The organism is Variovorax glucosi, assembly GCF_051216695.1.
Lineage (GTDB): Bacteria > Pseudomonadota > Gammaproteobacteria > Burkholderiales > Burkholderiaceae_C > Variovorax.
This window is the reverse complement of sequence record NZ_JBPJZE010000002.1, coordinates 885,839-909,055: the sequence shown is the minus strand read 5'-3', so window position 1 is coordinate 909,055 and position 23,217 is coordinate 885,839. Positions and strand designations below refer to the sequence as shown.

At 63.7% G+C, this 23,217-nt stretch carries 27 protein-coding genes; 3 read left to right on the top strand and 24 right to left on the bottom strand.

Annotation, left to right across the window (positions count from 1 at the left end):
- Nucleotides 1–17: 17 nt before the first annotated feature.
- The 21 genes from acpS to ACSFA3_RS12385 form a co-directional block, all read right to left on the bottom strand.
- Nucleotides 18–410: a holo-ACP synthase gene (gene acpS, locus ACSFA3_RS12485; RefSeq protein ID WP_435505760.1), complete on the bottom strand. Its 393-nt coding sequence runs from the start codon at nt 408–410 to the stop codon at nt 18–20.
- Entirely contained in the window at nt 407–1,183 is a 777-nt protein-coding gene (locus ACSFA3_RS12480) for a pyridoxine 5'-phosphate synthase (protein ID WP_435505759.1), read from the bottom strand. Before ACSFA3_RS12480 ends, acpS begins: the two co-directional genes overlap by 4 nt.
- Entirely contained in the window at nt 1,180–1,956 is a 777-nt protein-coding gene (gene recO, locus ACSFA3_RS12475; protein WP_435505758.1) for a DNA repair protein RecO, read from the bottom strand. Before recO ends, ACSFA3_RS12480 begins: the two co-directional genes overlap by 4 nt.
- Before the next feature lie 6 nt (nt 1,957–1,962).
- Nucleotides 1,963–3,051, bottom strand: a complete 1,089-nt coding sequence (era, locus tag ACSFA3_RS12470; RefSeq protein ID WP_435505757.1) for a GTPase Era — start codon at nt 3,049–3,051, stop codon at nt 1,963–1,965.
- Nucleotides 3,048–3,752, bottom strand: coding sequence for a ribonuclease III (gene rnc / locus ACSFA3_RS12465; RefSeq protein ID WP_435505756.1), 705 nt, complete (start codon nt 3,750–3,752; stop codon nt 3,048–3,050). The genes era and rnc overlap by 4 nt, the downstream gene beginning before the upstream one ends.
- Nucleotides 3,753–3,761: 9 nt before the next feature.
- The gene (locus tag ACSFA3_RS12460; RefSeq protein ID WP_435505755.1) at nt 3,762–4,130 is read right to left on the bottom strand and encodes a DUF4845 domain-containing protein; all 369 of its coding nucleotides are present in this window, start codon (nt 4,128–4,130) and stop codon (nt 3,762–3,764) included.
- Nucleotides 4,131–4,155: 25 nt separating this feature from the next.
- Nucleotides 4,156–5,127 (bottom strand): signal peptidase I, encoded by a 972-nt coding sequence (gene lepB / locus ACSFA3_RS12455; RefSeq protein ID WP_435505754.1) that lies wholly within the window; start codon nt 5,125–5,127, stop codon nt 4,156–4,158.
- Between the two features lie 15 nt (nt 5,128–5,142).
- Nucleotides 5,143–6,954 (bottom strand): translation elongation factor 4, encoded by a 1,812-nt coding sequence (gene lepA, locus ACSFA3_RS12450; protein WP_435505753.1) that lies wholly within the window; start codon nt 6,952–6,954, stop codon nt 5,143–5,145.
- Between the two features lie 541 nt (nt 6,955–7,495).
- Nucleotides 7,496–9,031, bottom strand: coding sequence for a DegQ family serine endoprotease (locus ACSFA3_RS12445; protein WP_435505752.1), 1,536 nt, complete (start codon nt 9,029–9,031; stop codon nt 7,496–7,498).
- Nucleotides 9,032–9,053: 22 nt separating this feature from the next.
- Nucleotides 9,054–10,106: a MucB/RseB C-terminal domain-containing protein gene (locus ACSFA3_RS12440; protein ID WP_435505751.1), complete on the bottom strand. Its 1,053-nt coding sequence runs from the start codon at nt 10,104–10,106 to the stop codon at nt 9,054–9,056.
- A 23-nt stretch (nt 10,107–10,129) separates the two neighbouring features.
- Entirely contained in the window at nt 10,130–10,795 is a 666-nt protein-coding gene (locus ACSFA3_RS12435; protein ID WP_435505750.1) for a sigma-E factor negative regulatory protein, read from the bottom strand.
- 13 nt (nt 10,796–10,808) lie between these two features.
- Entirely contained in the window at nt 10,809–11,510 is a 702-nt protein-coding gene (gene rpoE, locus ACSFA3_RS12430) for an RNA polymerase sigma factor RpoE (RefSeq protein ID WP_435505749.1), read from the bottom strand.
- Nucleotides 11,507–11,875 (bottom strand): hypothetical protein, encoded by a 369-nt coding sequence (locus ACSFA3_RS12425; RefSeq protein WP_435505748.1) that lies wholly within the window; start codon nt 11,873–11,875, stop codon nt 11,507–11,509. The genes rpoE and ACSFA3_RS12425 overlap by 4 nt, the downstream gene beginning before the upstream one ends.
- Before the next feature lie 154 nt (nt 11,876–12,029).
- The gene (gene fabF, locus ACSFA3_RS12420; protein WP_435505747.1) at nt 12,030–13,274 is read right to left on the bottom strand and encodes a beta-ketoacyl-ACP synthase II; all 1,245 of its coding nucleotides are present in this window, start codon (nt 13,272–13,274) and stop codon (nt 12,030–12,032) included.
- 100 nt (nt 13,275–13,374) lie between these two features.
- Entirely contained in the window at nt 13,375–13,614 is a 240-nt protein-coding gene (acpP, locus tag ACSFA3_RS12415) for an acyl carrier protein (protein WP_435505746.1), read from the bottom strand.
- A gap of 100 nt (nt 13,615–13,714) precedes the next feature.
- Complete coding sequence (gene fabG / locus ACSFA3_RS12410; protein ID WP_435505745.1) at nt 13,715–14,461, bottom strand: 3-oxoacyl-ACP reductase FabG; 747 nt, start codon at nt 14,459–14,461, stop codon at nt 13,715–13,717.
- The gene (gene fabD / locus ACSFA3_RS12405) at nt 14,458–15,414 is read right to left on the bottom strand and encodes an ACP S-malonyltransferase (protein ID WP_435505744.1); all 957 of its coding nucleotides are present in this window, start codon (nt 15,412–15,414) and stop codon (nt 14,458–14,460) included. Before fabD ends, fabG begins: the two co-directional genes overlap by 4 nt.
- Before the next feature lie 69 nt (nt 15,415–15,483).
- On the bottom strand, nt 15,484–16,461 hold the full coding sequence (locus ACSFA3_RS12400; protein WP_435505743.1) for a beta-ketoacyl-ACP synthase III: 978 nt from the start codon (nt 16,459–16,461) through the stop codon (nt 15,484–15,486).
- Nucleotides 16,461–17,513: a phosphate acyltransferase PlsX gene (gene plsX, locus ACSFA3_RS12395; protein WP_435505742.1), complete on the bottom strand. Its 1,053-nt coding sequence runs from the start codon at nt 17,511–17,513 to the stop codon at nt 16,461–16,463. Before plsX ends, ACSFA3_RS12400 begins: the two co-directional genes overlap by 1 nt.
- Nucleotides 17,514–17,616: 103 nt before the next feature.
- Entirely contained in the window at nt 17,617–17,799 is a 183-nt protein-coding gene (gene rpmF / locus ACSFA3_RS12390) for a 50S ribosomal protein L32 (protein ID WP_117179483.1), read from the bottom strand.
- 160 nt (nt 17,800–17,959) lie between these two features.
- Complete coding sequence (locus ACSFA3_RS12385; RefSeq protein ID WP_435505741.1) at nt 17,960–18,571, bottom strand: YceD family protein; 612 nt, start codon at nt 18,569–18,571, stop codon at nt 17,960–17,962.
- 38 nt (nt 18,572–18,609) lie between these two features.
- On the opposite strand from ACSFA3_RS12385, the gene ACSFA3_RS12380 reads away from it, so the two are divergent.
- From ACSFA3_RS12380 to ACSFA3_RS12370, 3 genes are read left to right on the top strand one after another with little or no spacing between them, the layout of a single operon-like run.
- Nucleotides 18,610–19,191: a Maf family nucleotide pyrophosphatase gene (locus ACSFA3_RS12380; protein WP_435505740.1), complete on the top strand. Its 582-nt coding sequence runs from the start codon at nt 18,610–18,612 to the stop codon at nt 19,189–19,191.
- A complete protein-coding gene (locus tag ACSFA3_RS12375; RefSeq protein ID WP_435505739.1) occupies nt 19,188–19,970 on the top strand; it encodes an SAM-dependent methyltransferase in 783 nt (260 codons plus the stop codon). The genes ACSFA3_RS12380 and ACSFA3_RS12375 overlap by 4 nt, the downstream gene beginning before the upstream one ends.
- On the top strand, nt 19,967–21,154 hold the full coding sequence (locus ACSFA3_RS12370) for an MFS transporter (protein ID WP_435505738.1): 1,188 nt from the start codon (nt 19,967–19,969) through the stop codon (nt 21,152–21,154). Before ACSFA3_RS12375 ends, ACSFA3_RS12370 begins: the two co-directional genes overlap by 4 nt.
- Here ACSFA3_RS12370 and ACSFA3_RS12365 read toward each other — a convergent pair.
- From ACSFA3_RS12365 to ACSFA3_RS12355, 3 genes are read right to left on the bottom strand one after another with little or no spacing between them, the layout of a single operon-like run.
- A complete protein-coding gene (locus tag ACSFA3_RS12365; protein ID WP_435505737.1) occupies nt 21,148–22,173 on the bottom strand; it encodes a S49 family peptidase in 1,026 nt (341 codons plus the stop codon). The two genes, ACSFA3_RS12370 and ACSFA3_RS12365, sit on opposite strands and share 7 nt — an antisense overlap.
- A complete protein-coding gene (locus ACSFA3_RS12360; protein WP_435505736.1) occupies nt 22,174–22,539 on the bottom strand; it encodes a Rieske (2Fe-2S) protein in 366 nt (121 codons plus the stop codon). It abuts the gene before it with no gap.
- Entirely contained in the window at nt 22,536–23,204 is a 669-nt protein-coding gene (locus ACSFA3_RS12355) for an HAD family hydrolase (protein ID WP_435505735.1), read from the bottom strand. The genes ACSFA3_RS12360 and ACSFA3_RS12355 overlap by 4 nt, the downstream gene beginning before the upstream one ends.
- Nucleotides 23,205–23,217 lie beyond the last annotated feature (13 nt).

The following is a 23,217-nucleotide window of genomic DNA, read 5'->3' as shown; positions in this document are numbered from 1 at the left end:
CGTCATTTCCAGGATATTCAGTTTTTCTCGACGACCACGAAGCTCGCCGCGTAATCGGTTTCATCGGTCACCGTGACGTGCGCCGTGAGCCCCTCGGCCTCGAACCATTCCTTCAGCACGCCATGCAGAACGATTTCCGGCTTGCCGCTGCGCGCATTCGCGATCTCGCAAAGGCGCCAGCTCATCGGCATGCGCATCCCCATGCCGACTGCTTTGCTGAACGCTTCCTTCGCGGAAAAACGTGTCGCCAGATAGCTGATGCCGCGCTTCGGCCAGCGCGCGCTGCGGGCCTGCCAGACGGCGAATTCAGCGTCGCTCAGCACCTTGCGGGCGAAGCGTTCGCCTTGGCGCTCGAAGGTGGCTGCGATGCGCCGGACGTCGCAGATGTCGGTGCCGATACCGTAGATCACGTGGCCGCATTCCCGTCGTCGATGCAGCGCAGGTAGTCGCGGGTGGTCGCCGCATAACCGATTTCCAGTGCGTCGGCGATGAAGGCATGGCCGATCGACACTTCCTTCACGCCATGCACGTTGCGCAGGAATTCGGCGAGGTTGTCTCTGCTCAGGTCATGGCCGGCGTTGACTTCCATGCCTGCCGCATACGCCGCCTTCGCCGTGGCGGCGTAGCGCGCCAGTACGGCATCGGCTTCGGGCGTGCCGCGCGATGCCGCATAGCCTTCGGTATAAAGCTCGACGCGGTCGGCGCCCACCGCCTTGGCTGCCGCCATCATTTCGGGGATCGGATCCATGAACAGGCTCACACGCACGCCGAGCGCGCGGGTTTCGGCGACCAGCGGACGCAGGCGTTCGGCATCCTGCGGGAAGGTCCAGCCGTGGTCGCTGGTGAACTGGCCTTCGCTGTCGGGCACGAAGGTCGCCTGATCGGGCTTCAGCTCGCGGATGAAATCCATCAGGTTGTGGAACGGATTGCCTTCGATGTTGAACTCGGCTTGCGGCCAGTTGGCTTTCAGCAGTGCATGCAGTTCATGGACATCGTCGGCCCGGATGTGGCGCGCGTCGGGCCGCGGATGCACGGTGATGCCGTGCGCACCGGCTTCGAGGCACTGGACCGCAGCGCGGATCACGCTCGGAATACCGAGGTGGCGCGTGTTCCGCAACAACGCGACCTTGTTGACGTTGACCGACAGCGCGGTCCCCGGGCGGACGGAATTGGAGGTGGTCATAGGTTTTGCAGCTCCCGCATCATCTGGCGCGTGCGCAGCGTGTGGACGCCGCAATGGTAGTTGAGCAATGTTCGCAACTGGGTGCGCAACGCGGCGTTGGTGCCGGGCGTGAACTCGGCGATGCGCCGTAGCGTGGCGGTGAACGGCGCCTGGTCGTCGAGCGAATCCTGTAGCGCCTGCCAGTCGGCACCGGCGAGCGACGGCTCGTTCTCGTCGGCTTCGCGCAGGCCGGCTTCGCGCACCAGGGCATAACGAACTTCCTGTTCGAGCGGCGCCAGCGTGAGCGTCTGCGCGTCGAGCGTCGGCAGAAAACCGACTGCCCGCAGCAGCAGAAGCTCGAAAGCGCGCAATGCAGACGCCTGCGTCGCGGCTTGCGCATCGCCGTACGACGCCGATGTCGCCAGCACCTGAACCACGCCGGCATAGGCATCGAACAGCGCCGCATGCGCATCGTCGCGCGCCAGAAGACGCAACAGCAGCTCGTTGACGTAATAGCCCGACATCAGCGATTCGCCGGTCGGCATGACGTGGCCGCCCATCCATTCGGCGGATTTCAGCGTACGGATTTCGGCATCGCCGCCGTAGCTGACCTGAAGCGGCTGGAGCGGCAACAGCACCGGCCGGAAGTTGGAACTCGGCCGCTTTGCACCCTTGGCCACCAGCGCGATGCGTCCGTGATGCCGGGTGAAGGTTTCGAGGATCAGGCTCGACTCGCTCCAGTCGTAACGGTGCAGCACGTACGCCGGCTCGTGCGAAACGCGCTGTGTCGCCACCCGCGCTTACTCGTAGCCGAAGCTGCGCACGCGGGCTTCGTCGTCGGCCCAGCCAGACCGCACCTTGACCCACATCTCGATGAAAACCTTGGCATCGAGCAGCTTTTCCAGCTCCTGCCGCGTCTCGGTGCCGATGCGCTTGATGCGCTCGCCCTTGTCGCCGATCACCATCGCCTTATGGCCGTCGCGTTCGACCACGATGGTCGCGGCGATCTTCAGCAGCCGCTTGTGGCCCTTGCGCTGCGGCGGCTCCTCGTCGAACTTGTCGATGATGACGGTCGACGTGTAGGGCAGCTCGTCGCCGGTCAGGCGGAAGAGCTTTTCGCGCACCGTCTCGCTGGCCATGAAACGCTCGCTGCGGTCGGTGAGTTCGTCTTCGGCATACCACCACGCCTGCTCGGGCAGGTACTTCTCGCAGATCCCGAACAGCCGCTCGACATCCTTCGCATTGTTCGCCGACATCGGCACGAATTCGGCGAAGCTGTGCTTCTCGGCCATCGTCTGCAGCCAGGGCGCGATGTCGCCGCGGCGGTGAATGTTGTCGAACTTGTTGGCGATCAGCACCGCCGGAATGTCCTTGCCGAGCAATGCCAGCACCTTGGCATCGGCCGACGTGAAGCTGCCTGCTTCGACCACGAACAGGATCAGGTCGACGTCCGACACGGCGCCCTTGACGGTCTTGTTCAACGATTTGTTCAGCGCATTGGCATGAATCGTCTGGAAGCCGGGCGTGTCGACGAACACGAACTGCGTACCGCCGCCTTCGGGCAGCGGACGGCTGCGCATGCCGGTGATGCGGTGGCGCGTGGTTTGCGCCTTGCGCGAAGTGATGCTGATCTTCTGGCCGACCAGCGCGTTCAGGAGTGTCGATTTTCCGACATTCGGCTTGCCGACGATCGCGATCAGGCCGCAGCGCTGGACGCCTTCGCCGGTGCTGGCGATGTTCGCCGCGCCTGCATTGAGCTTTCGCAGATGGTCTTCGAGGCTGACGGTCGGCAGTTCGTCGGCATCGCGGTCGTGCGGCTCGGCAGATTCCGTCGGTGCGGTCGGGTCGATCGGAGCAGTCGCGTCGTCGGGAGAAATAGTGGAATTCATTTTGCTTTCGTCCCGCGGGACTTCACTCGGATCAGCATCGCAGCCGCAGCGGCCTGTTCGCCTGCACGGCGCGAGCCGCCGATGCCGCGTTCGCTCAGGCCCAGTTCGGGCACCTTGCATTCGACATCGAAGGTTTGTTTGTGGGCCGCGCCCAGCGTGCTTGCCACGCTGTAGACCGGCAGTTTCATTCTGTGCCCCTGCAGCCATTCCTGCAATTCGGTCTTGGGGTCCTTGGCCGCGGCGTCCATGCGCGCGCTGATCTCGACGTCTTCGTAAAGCCGGCGAACCACGTTCTGCGCTGCTTCGTAGCCGGCATCCAGATACACGGCACCGATCAGCGCCTCGATCGCGTCCGCGAGAATCGAAGGTCGATTCGGTCCGCCGGAGCGCGCTTCGCCCTCGCCCAGCCGCAGCAGCGGCGGCAATGCCAGCTTGAGCGCCAGCTGATGCAGCGTTTCCTGTTTGACCAGATTCGCCCGGACTCGCGAAAGATCGCCTTCGGGCAGCGCCGAAAGCCGCTCATAGAGCAGATGCGACACAGCCAGGCTCAGGACGGAATCGCCAAGAAACTCGAGTCGCTCGTTGTGATCGGCAGAAAAGCTGCGATGCGTGAGTGCGAGCTGAAGCAACCGTACATCCGAGAACGAATGCTGAAGACGCGCCTGCAGCGCGACATGGGCGCCTTCTGCCTGTTTGAACACGTCTCTCAATTAGCGGGACAGTCCCTGCCCCTTGTACTTGAGCACGAGGAAAGCGGGTCCGAACAGATGGATTTCACGGTCGTATGCAAAGGAGACGACGACTTTCTCGCCGACCTTCTGCACATCCAGGTCCTTGCCGCTGACCGACTTGAAGTCGTCGATGGCCTGGGAGCGGTCGAAGATGGCTCGCACTTCAGGCACTGTCGATCCTTCGGCCGCCTTGTTGGCCGCCTTGGTGATCGCCTGGTATTCGATCAGCGTCGGGATCACCTGCGCCACGACCACGCCGACGCATGCCAGCACGACAGCGACGAACAGCAGCCCGATGAAAGAAATACCGCGCTGCCTCGACGCGCGAACCGCCCTTTGGACCCTCATTTTCTCTACCCCTCGATGATTGCTTTTATTGGAATGGACCGATGCGCTTCAGGTCGCCGAAATTCATCCAGACGAAGAACGCCCTACCGACGATATTCTTGTCCGGAACAAAGCCCCAATAGCGCGAATCCAGCGAATTGTCGCGGTTGTCGCCCATCATGAAATAGTGTCCGGCAGGCACCTTGCAGACAACGCCTTCGATACTGTAGCGGCAGTTTTCCTGGTTGCCGAACGGCATCACTTCGACCTCGGAGATACCGGCACGGCGGTTCTCGTCGTTGAGGATGTTGTGCTTGCGCGCACCCAGGTTCTCGCTGAACTGCTTCAGGTAGCGCATGGTGTCTTCATCGAAGAAGTCCGGCACTGCGACCTTGTCGACCGGCTGACCATTGATGGTCAGCTTCTTGTTGAGATAGGCCACCTCGTCGCCGGGCACGCCGACCACGCGCTTGATGTAGTCGAGTGACGGCTGCGGCGGATAGCGGAACACCATCACGTCGCCGCGAGCCGGCGGCGTGCCTTCGGTGATCTTGGTGTTGATCACCGGCAGCCGCAGGCCGTAGGTGAACTTGTTCACCAGAATCAGGTCGCCGGTGAGCAGCGTCGGCATCATCGAACCGGACGGAATCTTGAACGGCTCGAACAGGAAAGAGCGCAACAGGAAGACCGCGATGATCACGGGGAACAGACCGGCGGTCCAGTCGAGCCACCAGGGCTGCATCACCAGGCGTTCGCGCACTTTCTCGTCGACGCGGTCGACCTGGGTGATGCCCTGGCGCGAGAGTTCGGCGCTGCGTTCGGCATACGACGCATCGAGCGCCGCGACCGCACGTCGGCGCTTCGGCAGGAAGTAGAAGCGCTCTGCAAGCCAGTAGGCGCCGGTAATGACCGTGGCGATGAACAGCAGCAGCGCGAAGTTGCCTTCGACGGCGCCGAAATACCAGGCGCCGATATAGCTCACGAAGGCCGCGAGGATCAGGGAAGTGAGGAGTGCCATGTCGGGGGGGAGAGATCAGTCTTCGACCTGCAGGATCGCCAGGAAGGCCTCTTGCGGGACCTCGACGGAGCCGATCTGCTTCATTCGTTTCTTGCCCGCTTTCTGCTTTTCGAGCAGCTTCTTCTTGCGGGAGATGTCGCCGCCGTAGCACTTGGCAAGCACGTTCTTTCGGAGGGCCTTGATTGTCTCACGCGCAATGATGTTGACCCCGATCGCGGCCTGGATCGCGACGTCGAACATCTGGCGCGAGATGATCTCGCGCATCTTCGACACCACCGCCCGGCCGCGGTACTGGCTCTGCGTGCGGTGAACGATGATCGACAGCGCATCGACCTTTTCGCCGTTGAGCAGGATGTCAACCTTCACCACGTCCGACGCGCGATATTCCTTGAACTCGTAGTCCATGGACGCATAACCGCGGCTTACCGATTTCAGCTTGTCGAAGAAATCGAGAACGATCTCGCCCAGCGGCATCTCGTAGGTCAGCATCACCTGCCGGCCGTGGTAGGCCATGTTGAGCTGCACGCCGCGCTTCTGCACGGCGAGCGTCATCACCGAACCCACATATTCCTGCGGCATGTAGAGATGCACGGTCACGATCGGTTCGCGGATCTCGCTCATCTTGCCGACGTCCGGCATCTTGGACGGGTTCTCCACCATCATGACTTCGCCGTCGCTGCGAACCACCTGGTAGACCACGCTGGGCGCGGTCGTGATCAGGTCCTGATCGAACTCGCGCTCCAGCCGTTCCTGCACGATCTCCATGTGCAGCAGCCCGAGGAAGCCGCAGCGGAAACCGAAGCCGAGCGCCTGGCTCACTTCAGGTTCGTACTGAAGCGACGCATCGTTCAGCTTCAGTTTCTCGAGCGCGTCGCGCAACGAGTCGTACTCGCTGGCTTCGGTCGGATACAGGCCGGCAAAGACCTGCGGCTGGATTTCCTTGAAGCCCGGAAGCGCCTCGGTCGCGGTTGCGGCAGCGCCGCCCGTGCCGGTCTTGATCAGCGTGACGGTGTCGCCGACCTTCGCGGCCTGCAGTTCCTTGATGCCCGCGATGATGAAGCCCACCTCGCCTGCCTCCAGCGAATTGCGCGATTCGCTGTGCGGCGTGAATACGCCGAGGTTGTCGGCGTTGTAGGTCGCGCCCGAAGCCATCATCTTGATGCGCTCGCCCTTGCCCAGGCGGCCGTCGACCACGCGCACCAGCATCACGACGCCGACGTAGGCATCGAACCAGCTGTCGACGATCATCGCGCGCAGCGGCGCATCGGGATTTCCGCGCGGCGGCGGCATGCGCAAGACGACGGCTTCGAGGATCTCGTCGATGCCCATGCCGGTCTTGGCAGAGCACGGAATCGCATCGGTCGCATCGATGCCGATCACGTCTTCGATCTCGGTGCGCGCGTTGTCCGGATCCGCATTGGGCAGGTCCATCTTGTTGAGCACCGGAACGACTTCGACGCCGAGGTCGAGCGCCGTGTAGCAGTTGGCCACGGTCTGCGCCTCGACGCCCTGCGATGCATCGACGACGAGCAATGCGCCTTCGCATGCGGACAGCGAGCGACTCACCTCGTACGAGAAGTCGACATGGCCCGGCGTGTCGATGAGGTTCAGGTTGTAGACCTGCCCATCCTTCGCCTTGTAATGCAGTGCGGCCGTCTGCGCCTTGATGGTTATCCCACGCTCTTTCTCGATGTCCATCGAGTCGAGAACCTGGGCCTCCATCTCGCGATCGGCCAGGCCGCCGCAGCGCTGGATCAGGCGGTCGGCAAGTGTCGACTTGCCATGGTCGATGTGCGCAATGATGGAAAAATTTCTGATGTGCTTCATCAACGGGAACGCTTAAGTACTTGAATTGCCTCGACCGCAGAACGCGACAGGCAAGAAAAAAGGGCGCGTCCGAAAGAGACGCGCCCTGAACCAACAAGCAATGGCAACTGCAGTAGTTGGGACTTCATTGTAGGCAAAAAGGGGGGCGCGTACATGTCGGAACCGGGTCAGGAAAGGTCGTTGCAGGTCAGCAACAGGAGACTTATGAACAACTTATCCACAGAGATGGTGGATGAGCCGTTGGACAACTTGTGGGCGATCTGTGGACCGCCGGTGGACTGTTTGCAAACGTCCCGCATGGTGAACACGAGACGCCTCCTTATGCCCGCTGGATTGTCCAGCCACGTTCCATTCTACTAAAAACTGCTAATGAGGCGTTTTTCAAGTTAGTGCCTACGAACTTCAATCCATCAAACCGGGCCTGCGAAAAACTTTCAAAAACTCGATTTGTCGTGGTCGAACAGTCAAAAAAAGGCCCCAAACCCGACTGACGGGTGGGGCCACTCGGCAGTTGCAGGCCCTGCCGCACCGCTCTCGGAACTCAGCGCGCCGGACGGATCAGAACGTACTGAGCCCAGTCGCCACGCCTGAAAAGCACGCTCACGGGCTTCGTCTTGTCTGCTTTCGAGACGGCCGCATCGAATTCCTTGACGCTTCCGACTTCGATATTTCCTACCGCCAGGATCACGTCGCCTTCACGCAAACCGACGCGTGCAGCCGCATCGCTGGCCGTGTCGATCTTGACGCCGCCGCGCACCTTCAGCTCTTTCTTCTGCGCTTCCGTCAGCTCGCTGACGGCCAGGCCGAGCGACTTCGCAGCCGCCGATGCGGACGACTTCGGCGTCGGCTCCTCGCGCTCGACGGCGGGGCGTGTCGGCTTGTCGGCTTCGATCTCGGCGACGGTCACGTTCAGGTCGCGCGGCGCACCGCGTCGGAATACCGTCAGCACGCTGCGCGTACCCGGCTTGGTGTTGCCCACCAGGCGCGGCAGATCGCTCGGTCGCTCGATCGCCTTGCCATCGAACTTGAGGATGATGTCGCCTGCCTCTACACCGGCCTTCTCGCCCGGCGAGCCAGCCTCGACGCTGCGCACCATCGCGCCTTGCGCGCGGCCGAGGCCGATCGATTCCGCAACCTCTTTCGACACCTGATCGATCTGTACGCCGATGCGACCGCGAGACACGCGACCGCTGGTGCGCAGCTGCTCGCTGACGCGGATCGCTTCGTCGATCGGGATCGAGAACGAGATACCCATGAATCCGCCCGAGCGCGAATAGATCTGGCTGTTGATGCCGACGACTTCGCCGCGCATGTTGATCAGCGGGCCACCCGAGTTGCCTGGATTGATGGCGACGTCGGTCTGGATGAACGGCAGGTAATCGCCGGTGTCGCGCTGCTTGGCGCTGACGATGCCGGCAGTCACGGTGTTTTCCAGGCCGAACGGCGAGCCGATCGCCATGACCCATTCGCCGACGCGCAGTTTCGACACATCGCCGACCTTCAGGAAAGGCAGGCCGGTAGCCTCGATCTTGACCACCGCGACGTCGGTACGCTTGTCCGCGCCGATGATCTTGGCCTTGAACTCGCGCTTGTCGGGTAGCGTGACCAACACTTCGGAGGCATCTTCGACCACGTGGGCATTGGTCATGACGAAACCGTCGGGACTCAGGATGAAGCCGGAACCCACGCCACGGGGGCGCGATTCCTCGGATGGCTGCTGTTGCGGACGATTGGGTCGCGGCGACTGGCGCGGCGTACCAGGCAACGGCTGGCCGAAGAAGCGCCGGAAGAACTCCTGCATCTCCTCGTCCATCTCGCCCGATCCGGGCGTGCCGGGAACTCCGGGGATACCGGGGATACCACCGGGCGTGGCGCCCTCGCGCTGCGCGACCTTCTCGATCGTGCGGATGTTCACCACCGCCGGACCGACCTGGTCGACGAGGTCCGTGAAGTCGGGCAGCGTGCGTGTCTGTGCGCTGGCGCTGGAAACCGGCAGGAAGGTTCCGGCCATCGTCAGCGCCATCGCGCCGGCCGTCAGAAGGGTGCGGAAATGCTTCGCTTCGAACTTGCGCATCATTGGTTTTCTTTCAATTGCTTGATCAGCGGGTACGGGACAGGCCTTGCGCAAACGCCCGAAGCGTCTGCGGCGGGACTTCGCCGACAGCGGTGAGCCACCAGTCGCCGCCCTTGTCGGTCAGCCGACGGGTCAGCGTGTTGGTCGCGCCAGTGGCGAGCAGAACTTCCTTCGACTGTCTTTGTGCGTCATAGGGCTCGACGAACAACGACACCGAAGCCATGCCGTCGGAGAAGGTCCACTGCATCGTGCGCTCCGGATTCGATGCGCCGTCGAGCGCGCGGCGATAGCAGCTCACCGCCCTGAATCCGGCGACGGGGTCGCGCAAGGTCCAGCCTTCGGCTTCCGCCGTCGTGCGCTCCAGTTCGGACTTTTCGATCCGATAGCCGGTGGTATTGCCCATCATCTGAGCGAGTGCCTGCGTCTTGACCGGGACATCGAACTGCAACTCGGAAAACGCCGACTGCTCGACGACACGGCCGGTTGCGTCGACGGTCTGCAGCGCAATCACCAGACCCGTGCGACGCTCGCTCCAGACCCTGTACCCGAAGCGAAGACCGTCGCGCGGCGCCAGCTGGATGACGTCCGCATCGAAACCGGCGACCCGGCCCTTGCCGAGCGCACGGACATCGTAGAAGTCGGCGATCGCCGTGTCGGAAGCATCGGGCAGATTCGGAAACAGTTCGAGGTTTTCGCGCTGCTCGCTCTTGACCACCTTCTCGTCGAGCAGGAAGGTCATGACCTTGTCGTTGCGACGGAACGTGGAACGCGGCGCGCCCGTAAGCGCCTCGATGCGCTCCATCAGTACCTTGCCGTCGGCCACATGCCAGATGCGTGCGCTCGACAGGTTGCCGGTCGCCGCCGAAACCACGAATGTGCCGGCATAGGTGCGCTGGCGCGATGCGTCGCGCGCGCGCCTCAGGAACTCGCCGGTGCTGGGGCCGGACGCCGGAGGAAGCGGTGAAGGCATGGCATCGCTGCCGCCGGGAACAGCGCCTGCCTGTGTCTGACCCACTGCCGCCTCTGCGAGGAATGCTGCGGAAAACAGCAGGACGGCCCTGCGTACGAGAATCGGCATCGAAGCGGTCCTTGCGATCGTGTTCAGCGCGATGGTCCGTCGAAAGTCGCGTTGCGCAGGAAACCGGAAGGCATCTGCGACGCGCCGCCCGCCTGGCGATGCGCTTCGAGCAGTACATCGAGACGCGGATCGCGCAGCATCACCTGCGCCTCGTTGCTGCCGACCAGCACAGGCGTGGCGTCGAGACGCGATGCAACCTGTACCGGCTGCTGCTGTTGCACCTGTAATTGCTGCTGCTGTTGCTGGGCCATCTGCATGCCGGCCGGGGCCGCTCCGACGCCCACCAGATTCCAGCCGATCGCCGCAGCGGCAGCGAGAGAAGCTGCGCCTGCAACCAGTTTCCAGCGGAACACGGGCTCGTTGGCCGCTTCGACAGCAACCATCCTGACAGGGCGGGCAGCGGTCTGCTGCGGTACGACGGCGGCGGGTGCGCCGGGAGCGACAGGTGCGACAGGTACTTCGGCAGCCATCCGCTGCTGAAAACGCGCCATGAACTTCGCGCTGTCGCTGCAGGGCGCATGCTCGCCGGATCGCAACACATCGCCGATCACGTGGTACGTACGCCAGGTCGACTGCAATGCCTGATCGGCCGCGATGGCACCGGAAATGCGGGAAAAATCTTCGCCCTGAAGGCTTCCGTCCGCGAGCGCGGAAATCTGTTCGCGAACTGACTGTTTTGTTTCGTTCATTTCTTTCACCTGCTTACCAACGCTTGCCGGACTGGTTGTCGAGCATCGGCTTGACCCGTGCCGATATGGCTTCCCGCGCACGGAAAATCCGCGAACGCACCGTGCCGATAGGACAATCCATGACCTCGGCAATCTCTTCGTAACTCATACCCTCGATCTCCCGCAACGTGACGGCCTGCCGCAATTCAGCGGGCAAGGCATCCATCGCCGCCTCGACTGCGGAAGCGATTTCCTTGGCCGCCATGACCGTTTCGGGAGTTTCTTCGCTGATTGGTTCGTTTCCCGGGCGGTAAGTTTCATCGTCTTCGGACGAAGCCGGACGAAGTGCGCTTTCGGAGATGGTCGGATCGCGCTTCATGTCGACCAGCGCCTTCTTGGCAGTGTTGACCGCGATGCGGTACAGCCATGTGTAGAACTGTGCGTCGCCACGAAACTGGTGCAGCGCCCGATACGCCCTGATGAACGTCTCCTGGGCGATGTCCTCGACCAGGTCGACATCGCGCACCATCCGGCCGATCAGCCTTTCGATGCGGCGCTGATACTTGATGACCAGCAGTTCGAAAGCCTTCTGGTCGCCGGCCACCGTGCGCTGGACGAGCTGGAAATCGACCTCTCCGGGACGCGGCTCGGCCGAGGACGCGTCGGCAGCGGCAGCAGCAGCAGCAGCAACGTCAGGCGCGTCCGGTGGTGGAGGCGGATTGGAAGATGAGGTCATCGGGAAGATAGGGGACGGCTGGCAGCCGCCGGCATTTCGGCCGGCTGACCGGCATCGGAAGCCGTCGGCGCGCGCGAATATACCGCACGACGAATATCGCACCATTGCCCTTTTGCGTCGCTTCCCTGCGCCCAGATCCAGCGCTTCGGATGCCCGGCAGCGACGAAGCGCAACAGCATCAGCGTCTGCAAATCCAGGCACACCTGAAGTCGTCCCTGACGACCGGCCAACGACCAGTGCCGGCCGTCGAAGTCCAGGGTGCCGGAAGACGCAACGCGGAAATGCCGCCAGGCGACGAAGCCGGCAAGCAGCGAGACTGCCAGCATCGAAGCCAGTCGCCACAACCCGCCGTCGGATCGGTTCATGGTCGCCGCAGCTGCGGTGCAACACACGGCTCCCGATGCCCAGAGCCACATTGCGGCGAGCGTCACGGTGCGGGAAGACGCCAACGGGCAGCTTACCGCCGGGGCGCTGTGCATGAAGAGCGGCGAGAACAGGGAGAACAGGGAGAACGGCGGTTCAAGCGCGCTTGAACACCAGCGTGCCGTTGGTGCCGCCGAAACCGAAATTGTTCTTGACCGCGACATCGATCCTGAGATCGCGCGCCTCGTTGGCGCAATAGTCGAGATCGCACTCGGGATCCTGATTGAAGATGTTGATCGTCGGCGGGCTCTTCTGGTGGTGCAGCGCCAGCACGGTAAAAACCGATTCGATGCCACCGGCTCCGCCCAGCAGATGGCCGGTCATGGACTTCGTCGAATTGACGACCAGCTTCTTTGCGTGATCGCCGAAGGCATTCTTGATCGCGTTGGTCTCGTTCATGTCGCCCAACTGGGTCGACGTGCCGTGCGCGTTGATGTAGTCGACCTGGTCGGAATTGACGCCGGCGTTCCTGAGCGCCATTTCCATCGAGCGACGGGGGCCGTCGACGTTGGGAGCGGTCATGTGATACGCATCGCCGGTCAGGCCGAAGCCGGAAACTTCGGCGTAGATCTTCGCGCCGCGTGCCTTGGCATGCTCGTATTCCTCGAGCACCACGACGCCCGCACCCTCGCCCAGCACAAAGCCGTCGCGGTCCTTGTCCCAGGGCCGCGATGCGGTTTTCGGGTCGTCGTTGCGCGTCGACAGAGCGCGCGCCGCAGCGAAACCACCAAGGCCGAGCGGCGAAACCGTCGATTCGGAGCCTCCGGCGATCATGACGTCGGCATCGCCGTACTCGATCATGCGGGCGGATGTGCCGATCGCATGAAGACCGGTGGTGCATGCAGTCACGATGGCGATGTTCGGGCCCTTGAAGCCGTACTTGATCGACACATGGCCGGAGATCATGTTGATGATCGACGCCGGCACGAAGAACGGCGACACGCGGCGCGGGCCCCGATTGACGAGCTCGGCATGCGTGTCTTCGATCAGCGGCAGGCCGCCGATGCCAGAACCGATGTTGCAGCCGATGCGAACGGCCTTTTCATAGGGCAGCGCGTCGCCGGTAGGCAACCCGCTGTCCTGGACTGCCTGGATGGCAGCCGCGAAACCGAGATGGATGAAGCGGTCCATATGCCGCGCATCCTTCTCGGAAATGTATTCGGTGATGTCGAAGCCCTTCACCTCGCCCGCAAACTTGCAGGAGAACTGACTGACGTCGAACTTCGTGATGGTGTCGATGCCCGAGCGGCCTGCCAGCAGACTGGCCCAAGCCTCTTCCACCGTGTTTCCAACGGGGGCGATGCAACCGAGACCGGTCACGACAACGCGGCGTTTGGTCATGCCGGCAAACCTTTCTGGGAGAACAACACTGCTGCCGATCTGCGGCGCACGCGACGACTGAACGCCGCGGGCCGTCGCCGGCTACCCAGCGCGCGGCCGATCAGGCCTTTTGATTCTTGGATGCGTAGTCGACGGCGTTTTGCACCGTGGTGATCTTCTCTGCGTCTTCGTCCGGAATCTCGATGCCGAATTCGTCTTCGAGCGCCATCACGAGTTCGACCGTGTCGAGCGAGTCGGCACCCAGATCAGCCACGAAGGCCTTTTCGTTGGTGACTTGGGACTCTTCCACGCCGAGTTGCTCGGCGATGATTTTTTTGACACGTACTTCGATATCGCTCATTTGAATCCCTTTAAGGGTTGTAAAGAATCAGTGGATTTTAGCCGGCTGCCCCGAGGCTTTTTCCCCAGGGGCCGGAAGGGTACGGATTAGCTCCGCAGCCTTACATATGCATGCCGCCGTTGACGTGCAGTTCCTGCCCCGTCACATAAGCGGCCTGCGGGGACGCGAGGTAGGCCACCGCATGCGCGATGTCCGCCGGCTTGCCCAGATGACCCAGCGGAATCTGGGTCAGCAATGCCTGTTGTTGTGCCTGCGGCAACTTGGCCGTCATGTCTGTCTCGATGAAGCCCGGTGCGACGCAGTTCACGGTGATGTTGCGGCTGCCGAGTTCGCGCGCAAGCGCGCGCGTCAGGCCCGCGACGCCGGCCTTGGCCGCTGCGTAGTTGGCCTGGCCGGCATTGCCAGCCGCGCCGACCACGCTGGTGATGCTGATGATGCGGCCGTAGCGCTGCTTCATCATCGGACGGATCGCTGCGCGCGACAGTCGGAAGACGGCCTTGAGATTGGTGTCGATCACCGCGTCCCAGTCGTCGTCCTTGAGGCGCATGGCGAGCATGTCGCGCGTGATTCCGGCGTTGTTGACCAGCACATGCAGTCCACCGTGCGTCTTGACGATGTCGTCGATCAGCGCATCGAGCGCGGGACCGTCGTTGACGTCGAGCGCCCTGCCCTGCACGCCGTGCGCGCCGAGCGCAGTCGTGATCTTCTGTGCACTTTCCGCCGTGGTGCCTGTGCCGATCACGGTCAGGCCGTGCTGCGCCAGTTCCAGCGCGATCGCCGCACCGATACCGCGCGACGCGCCGGTGACCAGTGCGATCTGGCCTTCGAATTTGGGAATGCTGCTCATGGGGTGTTCAGAAGTTGCCGTGTGTCGGCGAGCGACGCCGGATCGTAGACGACGCCGGTGACGATCTCAGGCGCGATGCGCTTGACCATGCCCGACAGGATGCGACCCGGGCCGCACTCGACGACGGCTTCGACGCCGCGCGCCCTGAGCGCCTGCACCGACTCGACCCAGCGTACCGGGCCGGCGGCCTGGCGCACCAGCGCGTCGCGGATGCGCGTCGCGTCGGTCTCGACGGCGACATCGATGTTGTTCAACACAGCGATCTGTGGTGCTGCGAAGGTACTGGACGCCAGTTTTTCGCGCAGCGCTTCGGCCGCTGGCCGCATCAGGCTCGAATGGAAAGGCGCCGACACCGGCAACAGCAGCGCACGCTTGGCGCCCGCAGCCTTGAGAACTTCGCAGGCCTTGTCGACTGCAGCCTTGCTCCCGGCAATGACGGTCTGCGAAGGATCGTTGAAATTCACCGCCTCGACGATCTCGGTACTGCCGGCCCCGAAACTCGCGGTGGCCTCGGCACAGCCGGCACGCACCTTGTCGGAATCCATGCCCATCACGGCCGCCATCGCGCCGACGCCGACCGGCACGGCCTGCTGCATGGCCTGCGCACGGAAACGCACCAGCGGCGCGGCTTGCGCCAATGTCAGCACGCCGGCCGCGACCAGCGCCGAATATTCGCCGAGCGAATGGCCCGCCACCACCGACGGCTTTGCGCCACCTTCGGCCAGCCATGCGCGCCAGGCCGCCACTCCGGCCACCAGCATCACGGGCTGGGTATTGGTCGTGAGCGCAAGCGCTTCCTTGGGACCCGTGGCGATCAACGCAGCGAGGTCTTCATCGAGTGCGTCCGAAGCCTCGCGCAGCGTTTCCGCGACCGCAGGATGGCCGGCCCAGGCGTCGAGCATCCCGACGGACTGCGAGCCCTGGCCTGGAAAAACGAAAGCGAAGGATTTCATGGATGTCTCGTCAGAATTGTTTTGTCTTGTTGCGTGGCGCGGCACCGAGGGCGGGCCGTGCATCCTGCCTCACAGGGTCAGCAGCACGGCGCCCCATGTGAAGCCGCCGCCGACACCCTCGAGCATCACCGTATCGCCCTTTCTGACCTGCCCGCCGCGCACCGCGACGTCGAGCGCCAGCGGAATCGATGCAGCCGATGTGTTGCCGTGATCGTGCACGGTCACCACCAGCTTTTCGGCAGGCAGCTTCAGCTTGCGGGCTGTTCCCTGCATGATGCGCAGGTTGGCCTGATGCGGGATCAGCCAATCGATGTCCGCCGCCGTCTTTCCGGCCTTTGCCAGCGTCGCGTTTGCAGCTTCTTCGAGCACGCGAACGGCGAGCTTGAAGACGGCCTGGCCGTCCATGTGCAACAACGGCGTACCCAGCACCTGACCGCCGGAGACGCTGCCCGGCACGCACAGGATGCCGACGTGCTTGCCGTCGGCATGCAGATCGCTGGCGAGAATGCCGGGCTTTTCGCTGGCTTCCAGCACCACGGCACCGGCGCCATCGCCGAACAACACGCAGGTGGTGCGGTCGTTGAAGTCGAGGATGCGCGAGAACACTTCGGCACCGACGACCAGTGCACAACGCGCGCTCCCGGTCTTGATCATCGCGTCTGCCACCGTCAGTGCGTAGATGAAGCCGCTGCACACCGCCTGGACATCGAACGCAGGACAACCGGCGATGCCGAGCTTGTTCTGCAGGATCGCTGCCGATGATGGGAAGACCATGTCCGGCGTCGAGGTGGCGACGATGATCAGATCGACATCGCCGGCCGTACGTCCGGCTGCTTCCAATGCATGCCTGCACGCATGGAGAGCCAGATCGCTGCTGCCGACATCGGGTGCAGCGAAATGTCGTGCGCGAATGCCGGTACGCTCGACGATCCATTGATCGGACGTCTCGACGCCGCGCTCTGCGAGTTCGCGAGCGAGATCGTCGTTGGTGACGCGACGCGGTGGCAGATAGCTGCCGGTGCCGGTGATGCGGGAGAAAGGAGTCATCAGACGTGAAGTGCCTGCGTCGCGGCCGGCGCTGTAGCGTCAGCGCGCTTCAGGAGCGGCGCTGCGCGCGCGATACGGGCCTTTACGCGGTCGAGCAAGTTGTTGCGAGCGGCATCATAAGCGCGATCCAGCGCATAGCCGAAGGCAACATCATCTGCGGAGCCATGGCTCTTGAAGACCAGACCACGAAGACCCAAAAGAGCAGCTCCGTTGTAGCGCCGATGGTCAAGGCGCCTTTTGAGCGCTTTTAGCACCGGATAAGAAACGATCGCTGCAAACTTGCTGAACAGGCCGTTCGAATACTCGATTCGAAGGAACTCGACGATCATCGACGCGACGCCTTCGCTGGCCTTTAACGTCACGTTGCCGACGAAGCCGTCGCACACCACGATGTCCGTCGTACCCTTGAAGATATCGTTGCCTTCCACGTTTCCGTAGAAGTTGAGATCGCGGGAGTTGGCAGCGGCTCGCAGCAGAACGCTGGCTTTCTTGATCGTTTCGCTGCCTTTTATCGCTTCTTCACCGACATTGAGCAATCCGACCGACGGCGAATCGTTGCCGGTCAATGCGGACACCAGTGCCGAACCCAGGACTGCGAACTGCAACAGGTCTTCAGCATCGCAGTCAACATTCGCCCCGAGATCGAGCACCGTGGTTGCTCCACCTTTGCGGTTCGGCAGTTGCGGCGCAATCGCCGGCCGGTCGATGCCGTCAAGCGTTTTCAGCAGATAGCGCGCGATCGCCATCAAGGCGCCCGTGTTGCCGGCTGAAACCGCTGCTTGCGCAGAACCGTCCTTGACTTGCTGGATTGCGACGCGCATCGAAGAATCCTTCTTCTTGCGCAGTGCAACTTCCAGCGAGTCGTCCATGCCGACCACTTCGGTCGCCGGCACGATCCGCGCACGCGGGTGTTCCAGCGCGCTCAAGGCGGCTGGCAAACCCACCAGCAGCAACGACGCTTCCGGATGACGCGCAAGAAACGCACGACAGGCGGCGAGCGTGACGCTCGGCCCGTGATCGCCGCCCATGCAATCCACGGCAAGCGTGATCACGGGCGACCTGGAAGCGGGAGAGGGAGAAGGGATCGAATCCATCAAAACAAAGGCCCGACGCTACGGCAGAAGTAGCCTCGGGCCTTGGCCTTGAGTGCAGTGATCAGGCTTCGGACTTGGTCTTCAAAACCTTGCGACCGCGGTAGAAACCGGTCGGGCTGATGTGGTGACGCAGATGGATCTCGCCGGTGGTCGGTTCGACGGCGATGCCGGGAACGACCAATGCGTTATGGGAACGGTGCATGCCGCGCTTGGAGGGCGACTTCTTGTTTTGCTGGACGGCCATGATGGCTCCTGGAATGTTCGGTTGGGTTGGTCGGCATGCGGGGCGGCGTCGGAGGTCTTGAAGTGATCTGAACGTCCACGGCGGCGCGCGCGAAGCCTGCGATTATAGCGCGCCGAAACGGGCAACGCCAGCCGGTCGGCTCGGACCAGCCTTTGGGGGCTCACTCGGCCTTGCGCGGACGGAGATTTTCCAGCACCGCGAACGGGTTCACCGGTACGTTCTCACCCTCTTCATAGTTTGCATCCGCAGCAGAAAGCCGAACCTCGACCGGGCAGGTATCGTGCCGCGGCGTGATCGGTATTTCCATCAGCAACTCGTCTTCCACCAAGCCGTGCACGTCGAAATCGCGAGCCACGACCAGCACATCCTCGTCGGCGAGTTCGTCCTCGGCTTCGGCGGTCGCTTCGTCGGCCGCAAAGCGGAACCAGCGGTCGACCAGCAAGGTCGTGGCCACCGGCGTCAGACAGCGTTGGCACACGAGCGCCACGTCGGCTTCGGCGCGCACATAAAGCCAGGGCACCGAAGCGCCGTCGGCGCCGATGCGTCGTTCGCCTTCTATATGCCATGCGACCGAAGGCATCTCGACGGCGGGAGCCGCGGTAGACGCCGCAGAGGCCGCAGAGGCCGCAGAGGCCGCCGCATCGACAGGTTGCGGTGCCAGTTCGGCAGCGAGGCGCGGATAGGTTGCGGTCGATTCCACACCGGACTGCGAAGACGCGGTTTCGGTGAAGTCGATCACATCGAGGCGAATGGGGGCGGATTCTCGTTTCATCGCAGCCAGTCTAAACCGCTCACGCACAATCTCCGCCCATGCAACGCCCTCTGATCCTCGCCTCGACCTCGCGCTACCGGCGCGAACTGCTCCAACGCCTTCGCCTGCCCTTCGACGTGCACTCGCCGGAGGTCGACGAAACGCCCTTGCCGGGCGAAACGCCCGAGGCACTCGCACGCAGGCTTGCGCTGGCAAAGGCGCACACGGTCGCGGCTCGCTTCCCCGATGCGGTCGTGATCGGCTCGGATCAGGTGGCAGACCTGAACGGCGAACCGCTCGGCAAGCCCGGCGATCATGAACGCGCCACCGCGCAATTGCAGCGCATGCGCGGGCAGACGCTGGTGTTCCAGACCGCGGTCGCGGTGGTGTGCGCTGCAAGCGGCTTCGTCCAGCACGACATCGCGCCGGTGCGCGTCGTATTCCGCTCGCTGAGCGATGCAGCCATCGAGTCTTATCTGCTCGCCGAAACACCCTACGACTGCGCTGGCAGCGCCAAGAGCGAAGGACTCGGCATCGCGCTGCTCGACACGATAGAAAGCGACGATCCGACCGCGCTGATCGGCCTGCCGCTGATCCGCACCTGCCGGATGCTGCGTGCCGCGGGGATCGAACTTCTATGACAACGAAACTGACCACGACACCGCCGAAAGGCAGGCTCTACCTCGTCCCTGCCCCGCTGGATTTCGGTTGCGACACGCAAGCGCCGCTGCAGGACGCGCTCCCTCTGGGCACGCTGCAGATCGCGGCCGGCATCACGCACTGGATCTGCGAAAACGCGAAGTCCGCACGCGCCTACCTGAAGCGGATCGACGCCGTCGTGCCGCTCGCTGCCCCACTCCAGTCGCAGCAGATCGACGAACTGCCGCGCGAAGTGCACAAGAAAGGCGATCACGCCGGGCAGTTCGATGCGCGCCCGATGCTCGCCGCAGCTCTGGCGGGCCATGACGTCGGCCTGCTCAGCGAAGCCGGCATGCCGGCCGTCGCCGATCCGGGATCCTCGGTGTCGCGCGCAGCGCATGCGCTGGGCATCGTGGTCGTGCCGCTGACCGGTCCGGTATCGCTCTTGCTGGCGCTGGCCGCAAGCGGTTTGAACGGGCAGAACTTCGCGTTCGTCGGCTATCTGCCGACCGATTCGGACGCACGCTCGCAGCGCATCCGCGAGCTGGAATCGATCGCGCTGCGGACTGGCCAGACGCAGCTCTTCATCGAGACCCCCTACCGTAATGCCGCCCTGCTGCAAGCGCTCACGCAGACGCTGCAGCACAACACGCGACTCGCGGTAGCCCGCGGCCTGACGCTGGCCGGTGCCAGCATCCGCAGCGACACCGTGAAAGACTGGCGATCTGCATCGCAACCGGCCGAAGAGCGGATGCCCGCGGTTTTCGCGATCGGACGATGAGCATGCAGAGCGGCAACATCGACATCGGCACCGACCCGGTGACCATCGCCCCCGGCATGCGCTGGGCATCGCGCGCGCAGTTCTTCTGCTCGGGCTTCATCTTCGCGACCTGGGGCGTGCACATCCCGACCGTCAAGGCGCATTACGCGATCGACGAAGCTCAACTCGGCTTCGCGATGCTGGCTGCCGGCATCGGCGCGCTGATAGGCGTTTCGCGCGCCGGCGGGCTGATCGGGCGTCATGGCGCGCGCAGCATCACGCGGGTCTGCGGCATCGTCTACGCACTGCTGATCGCGTTGCTGACCGTGATGCCCAACTATGCGGCGCTGCTGGTGCTGCTGGCGCTGTTCGGCATCGTCACGAGCGTCTTCGACGTCGCCATCAACACCGAGGCGGCTGCGCTGGAGCAGCACAGCGGTCGACCGCTGATGAGCGGAATGCACGGCATGTTCAGCCTGGGCGGCATGGCCGGGGCGCTCACGGGCGGCGCAGCATTGGCGGCCGGACTGGCACCGCAGCAGCATCTCCTACTGGTCGCGGTCGCGATGGCGCTGGCGATCGCTTTCGCTTCCACGCGGATGCTGCCGACGACCGTCACGGCCACCTCGTCACCCGGCAAGGACGACGGTTTCCGGCTGCCGCGCGGTGCACTGGCCGTGCTCGGCGCGCTGGCCGCTCTCGGCTTGATCGCCGAAGGCGCGATCTACGACTGGAGCGTGCTGTATCTGCAGCAGGAACTAGGCAGTCCGCAACAGCAGGCCGCGCTCGCCTATGGCAGCTTCTCGGCTGCAATGGCGGCCACGCGTTTCGGCGGCGATGCGCTGCGGGCACGCTTCAAACCTTCGACGCTGGTTCGCGTCAGTGCGCTGCTGGCAGCCGGTGCGATGGCGCTGGTGCTGTTTACATCGACACCGTGGATCGCGCTCGTCGGTTTTGCGGGAGTGGGTGTCGGTTTCGCCAATGTCGTGCCGATTCTGTTTGCCGCATCGGCGCAGGTGCCGGGCGTCGAGCCGGCGCGCGGCATCGCATCGGTTTCCGCCGCGGCCTACCTCGGCTTCATGGCGGGACCGCCGATGATCGGCTTCCTGGCGCGGGTCAGTTCGTTGACAACCGCGCTGTGCGTGGTGGTCGCCTTCGCACTGGCGCTCGCAGCGGCTGCGGGCCAGGCGAATCCGCGTCAGTGAACTGAAGGAACCGAACGCAAGGCGCGAACCGATGCGTCGCCCATCGCGGCGCCGAACTTCTTCGCCAGCTTCTCGGCCACGTTGTCGCGGCGCGTGTAGTCGATGACTTCTTCCGCCTTGATGACCTCGCGGGCCACGAAGTCGACGTTGCCCAGTTGGTCGGCCAGGCCGTAGGTCACCGCCTGCTGACCGCTCCAGAAAAGGCCGCTGAACAGGCCCGGGGTGTCGAGCTTGAGTCGATCGCCGCGACCCTTCTTGACCACGTCGATGAACTGCGCGTGGATCTGGTCGATCATCTGTTGCGCATGGGCGCGCTGGGCCTCATTGACCGGGCTGAAAGGATCGAGGAAACCCTTGTTCTCGCCCGATGTGAGCAGGCGGCGCTCGACGCCGAGCTTTTCCATCGTTCCGGTGAAGCCGAAACCGTCCATCAGCACGCCGATGCTGCCGACGATGCTGGCCTTGTCGACATAGATGCTGTCGGCTGCCGACGCGATGTAGTAAGCCGCCGAAGCGCAGGTCTCCTCGACCACCGCATACACCGGCTTGTTGTGCTTGGCCCGCAGCCGACGGATCTCGTCGTAGATGATGCCGGCCTGGACCGGACTGCCGCCCGGCGAATTGATCAGCAGCACAACACCCTTCGCGCCCGCATCCTCAAAAGCCGTCTTCATCGCCGCGACGACGAACTCGGCGCTCGCATCGGCGCCGTTGGCGATCTCGCCCTTGATCTCGACCACGGCCGTGTGTGGATTGGTCGTGGTGGCGGCGGTGTTGGCGCGCGACATCCCGAGCCAGACCAGGAAGATGAAGAAAGCCAGCCATCCGAGGCGTACGAAAGTCTTCCAGCGACGGGTGGCTTTCTGCTCGCGCAGTGAAGCGAAAGCAAGCTTTTCGAGCGTGGCGCGTTCCCAGCCGGGTTGCGAGGTCGGGTCGGTTTTGGACATGGAATCGGTTGAATTTGCAGGACGCTCGAAGGGTTCGAAACCCTGTGGTTCGGTGCGGGTCGGTTCGGTCATTTAGAAAGCCACGGGCTGCAGGTTCCATTCAGTATGCCAGTGCACCACGCCGTCGCGCTCGCTCAGGGCGATCTTGACGAGCCCGCCGCGGCAGGGGCCGCCGCTGCATTCGCCGGTGTCCGGACGATAGACGGCGCCGTGCGATGCGCACTGCAGCCATTGCCCGGAATCGTCGAAGAAGCGGTCGGGCTGATAGTCCATTTCCATCGCCACATGGGTGCAGCGATTGAGGTACGCATGCGGCAAGCCTTCGAAGCGTATGGCGAAGGCGCGACAGGTTTCGCCGGCATAGTCGACGTCGAAGGGCACGGCCGTGCTGCCTTCGAGCAGATCCGACGCATTGCAGAGGGGAACGATTTCGCTCATGCGTTTTCCAGCAGCCAGGCCTGCAACTCTTCGGTCGAGTGCGCGACGAACAACGGGTTCAGCGACTCGAAACTGCTCGGTTCGTGCGCGCCGTAGCTCACGCCGACGCTCGCGCAGCCGGCGTTGATCGCGAGTTGCAGGTCGTGCGTGGTGTCGCCGATCATCAGCGTTCGCTCGGGCGTCACGTCAAGCGCTTCCATCAGCTCGAGCAACATGCGCGGGTGCGGCTTGCCGCTGGTTTCGTCGGCGGTGCGCGAATCGTCGAACAGATCGCGCAGCGCGACGGTGGCCAGCACTTCGTTCAGGCCACGGCGCGACTTTCCGGTGGCGACGGCGAGGCGGTGACCGCGCGCCTTGAGCGCGTCGAGCATCGGCAACACGCCGTCGAACAGCACCAGGTCGTCCTGGAGCTGGAGGTAGTGGTAGCGATAGCGGGCGCCGAGTTCGGCGTATTTTTCGCGCGGCACGTCGGGCGCCGCCTTGGCCAGGGCTTCGGCCAGCCCGAGACCGATCACCCAGGCGGCGTCTTTCTCGGTGGGTTTGGCACCGCCGACGTCGACGACCGCGGCCTGGATGCAGCGCGCGATCATGCGGGTGGAATCGAACAGCGTGCCGTCCCAGTCGAAGGCGATCAGGTCGAAGCGGCGGGGTCGGGAATCGGTCATGGAACGGGGAAAA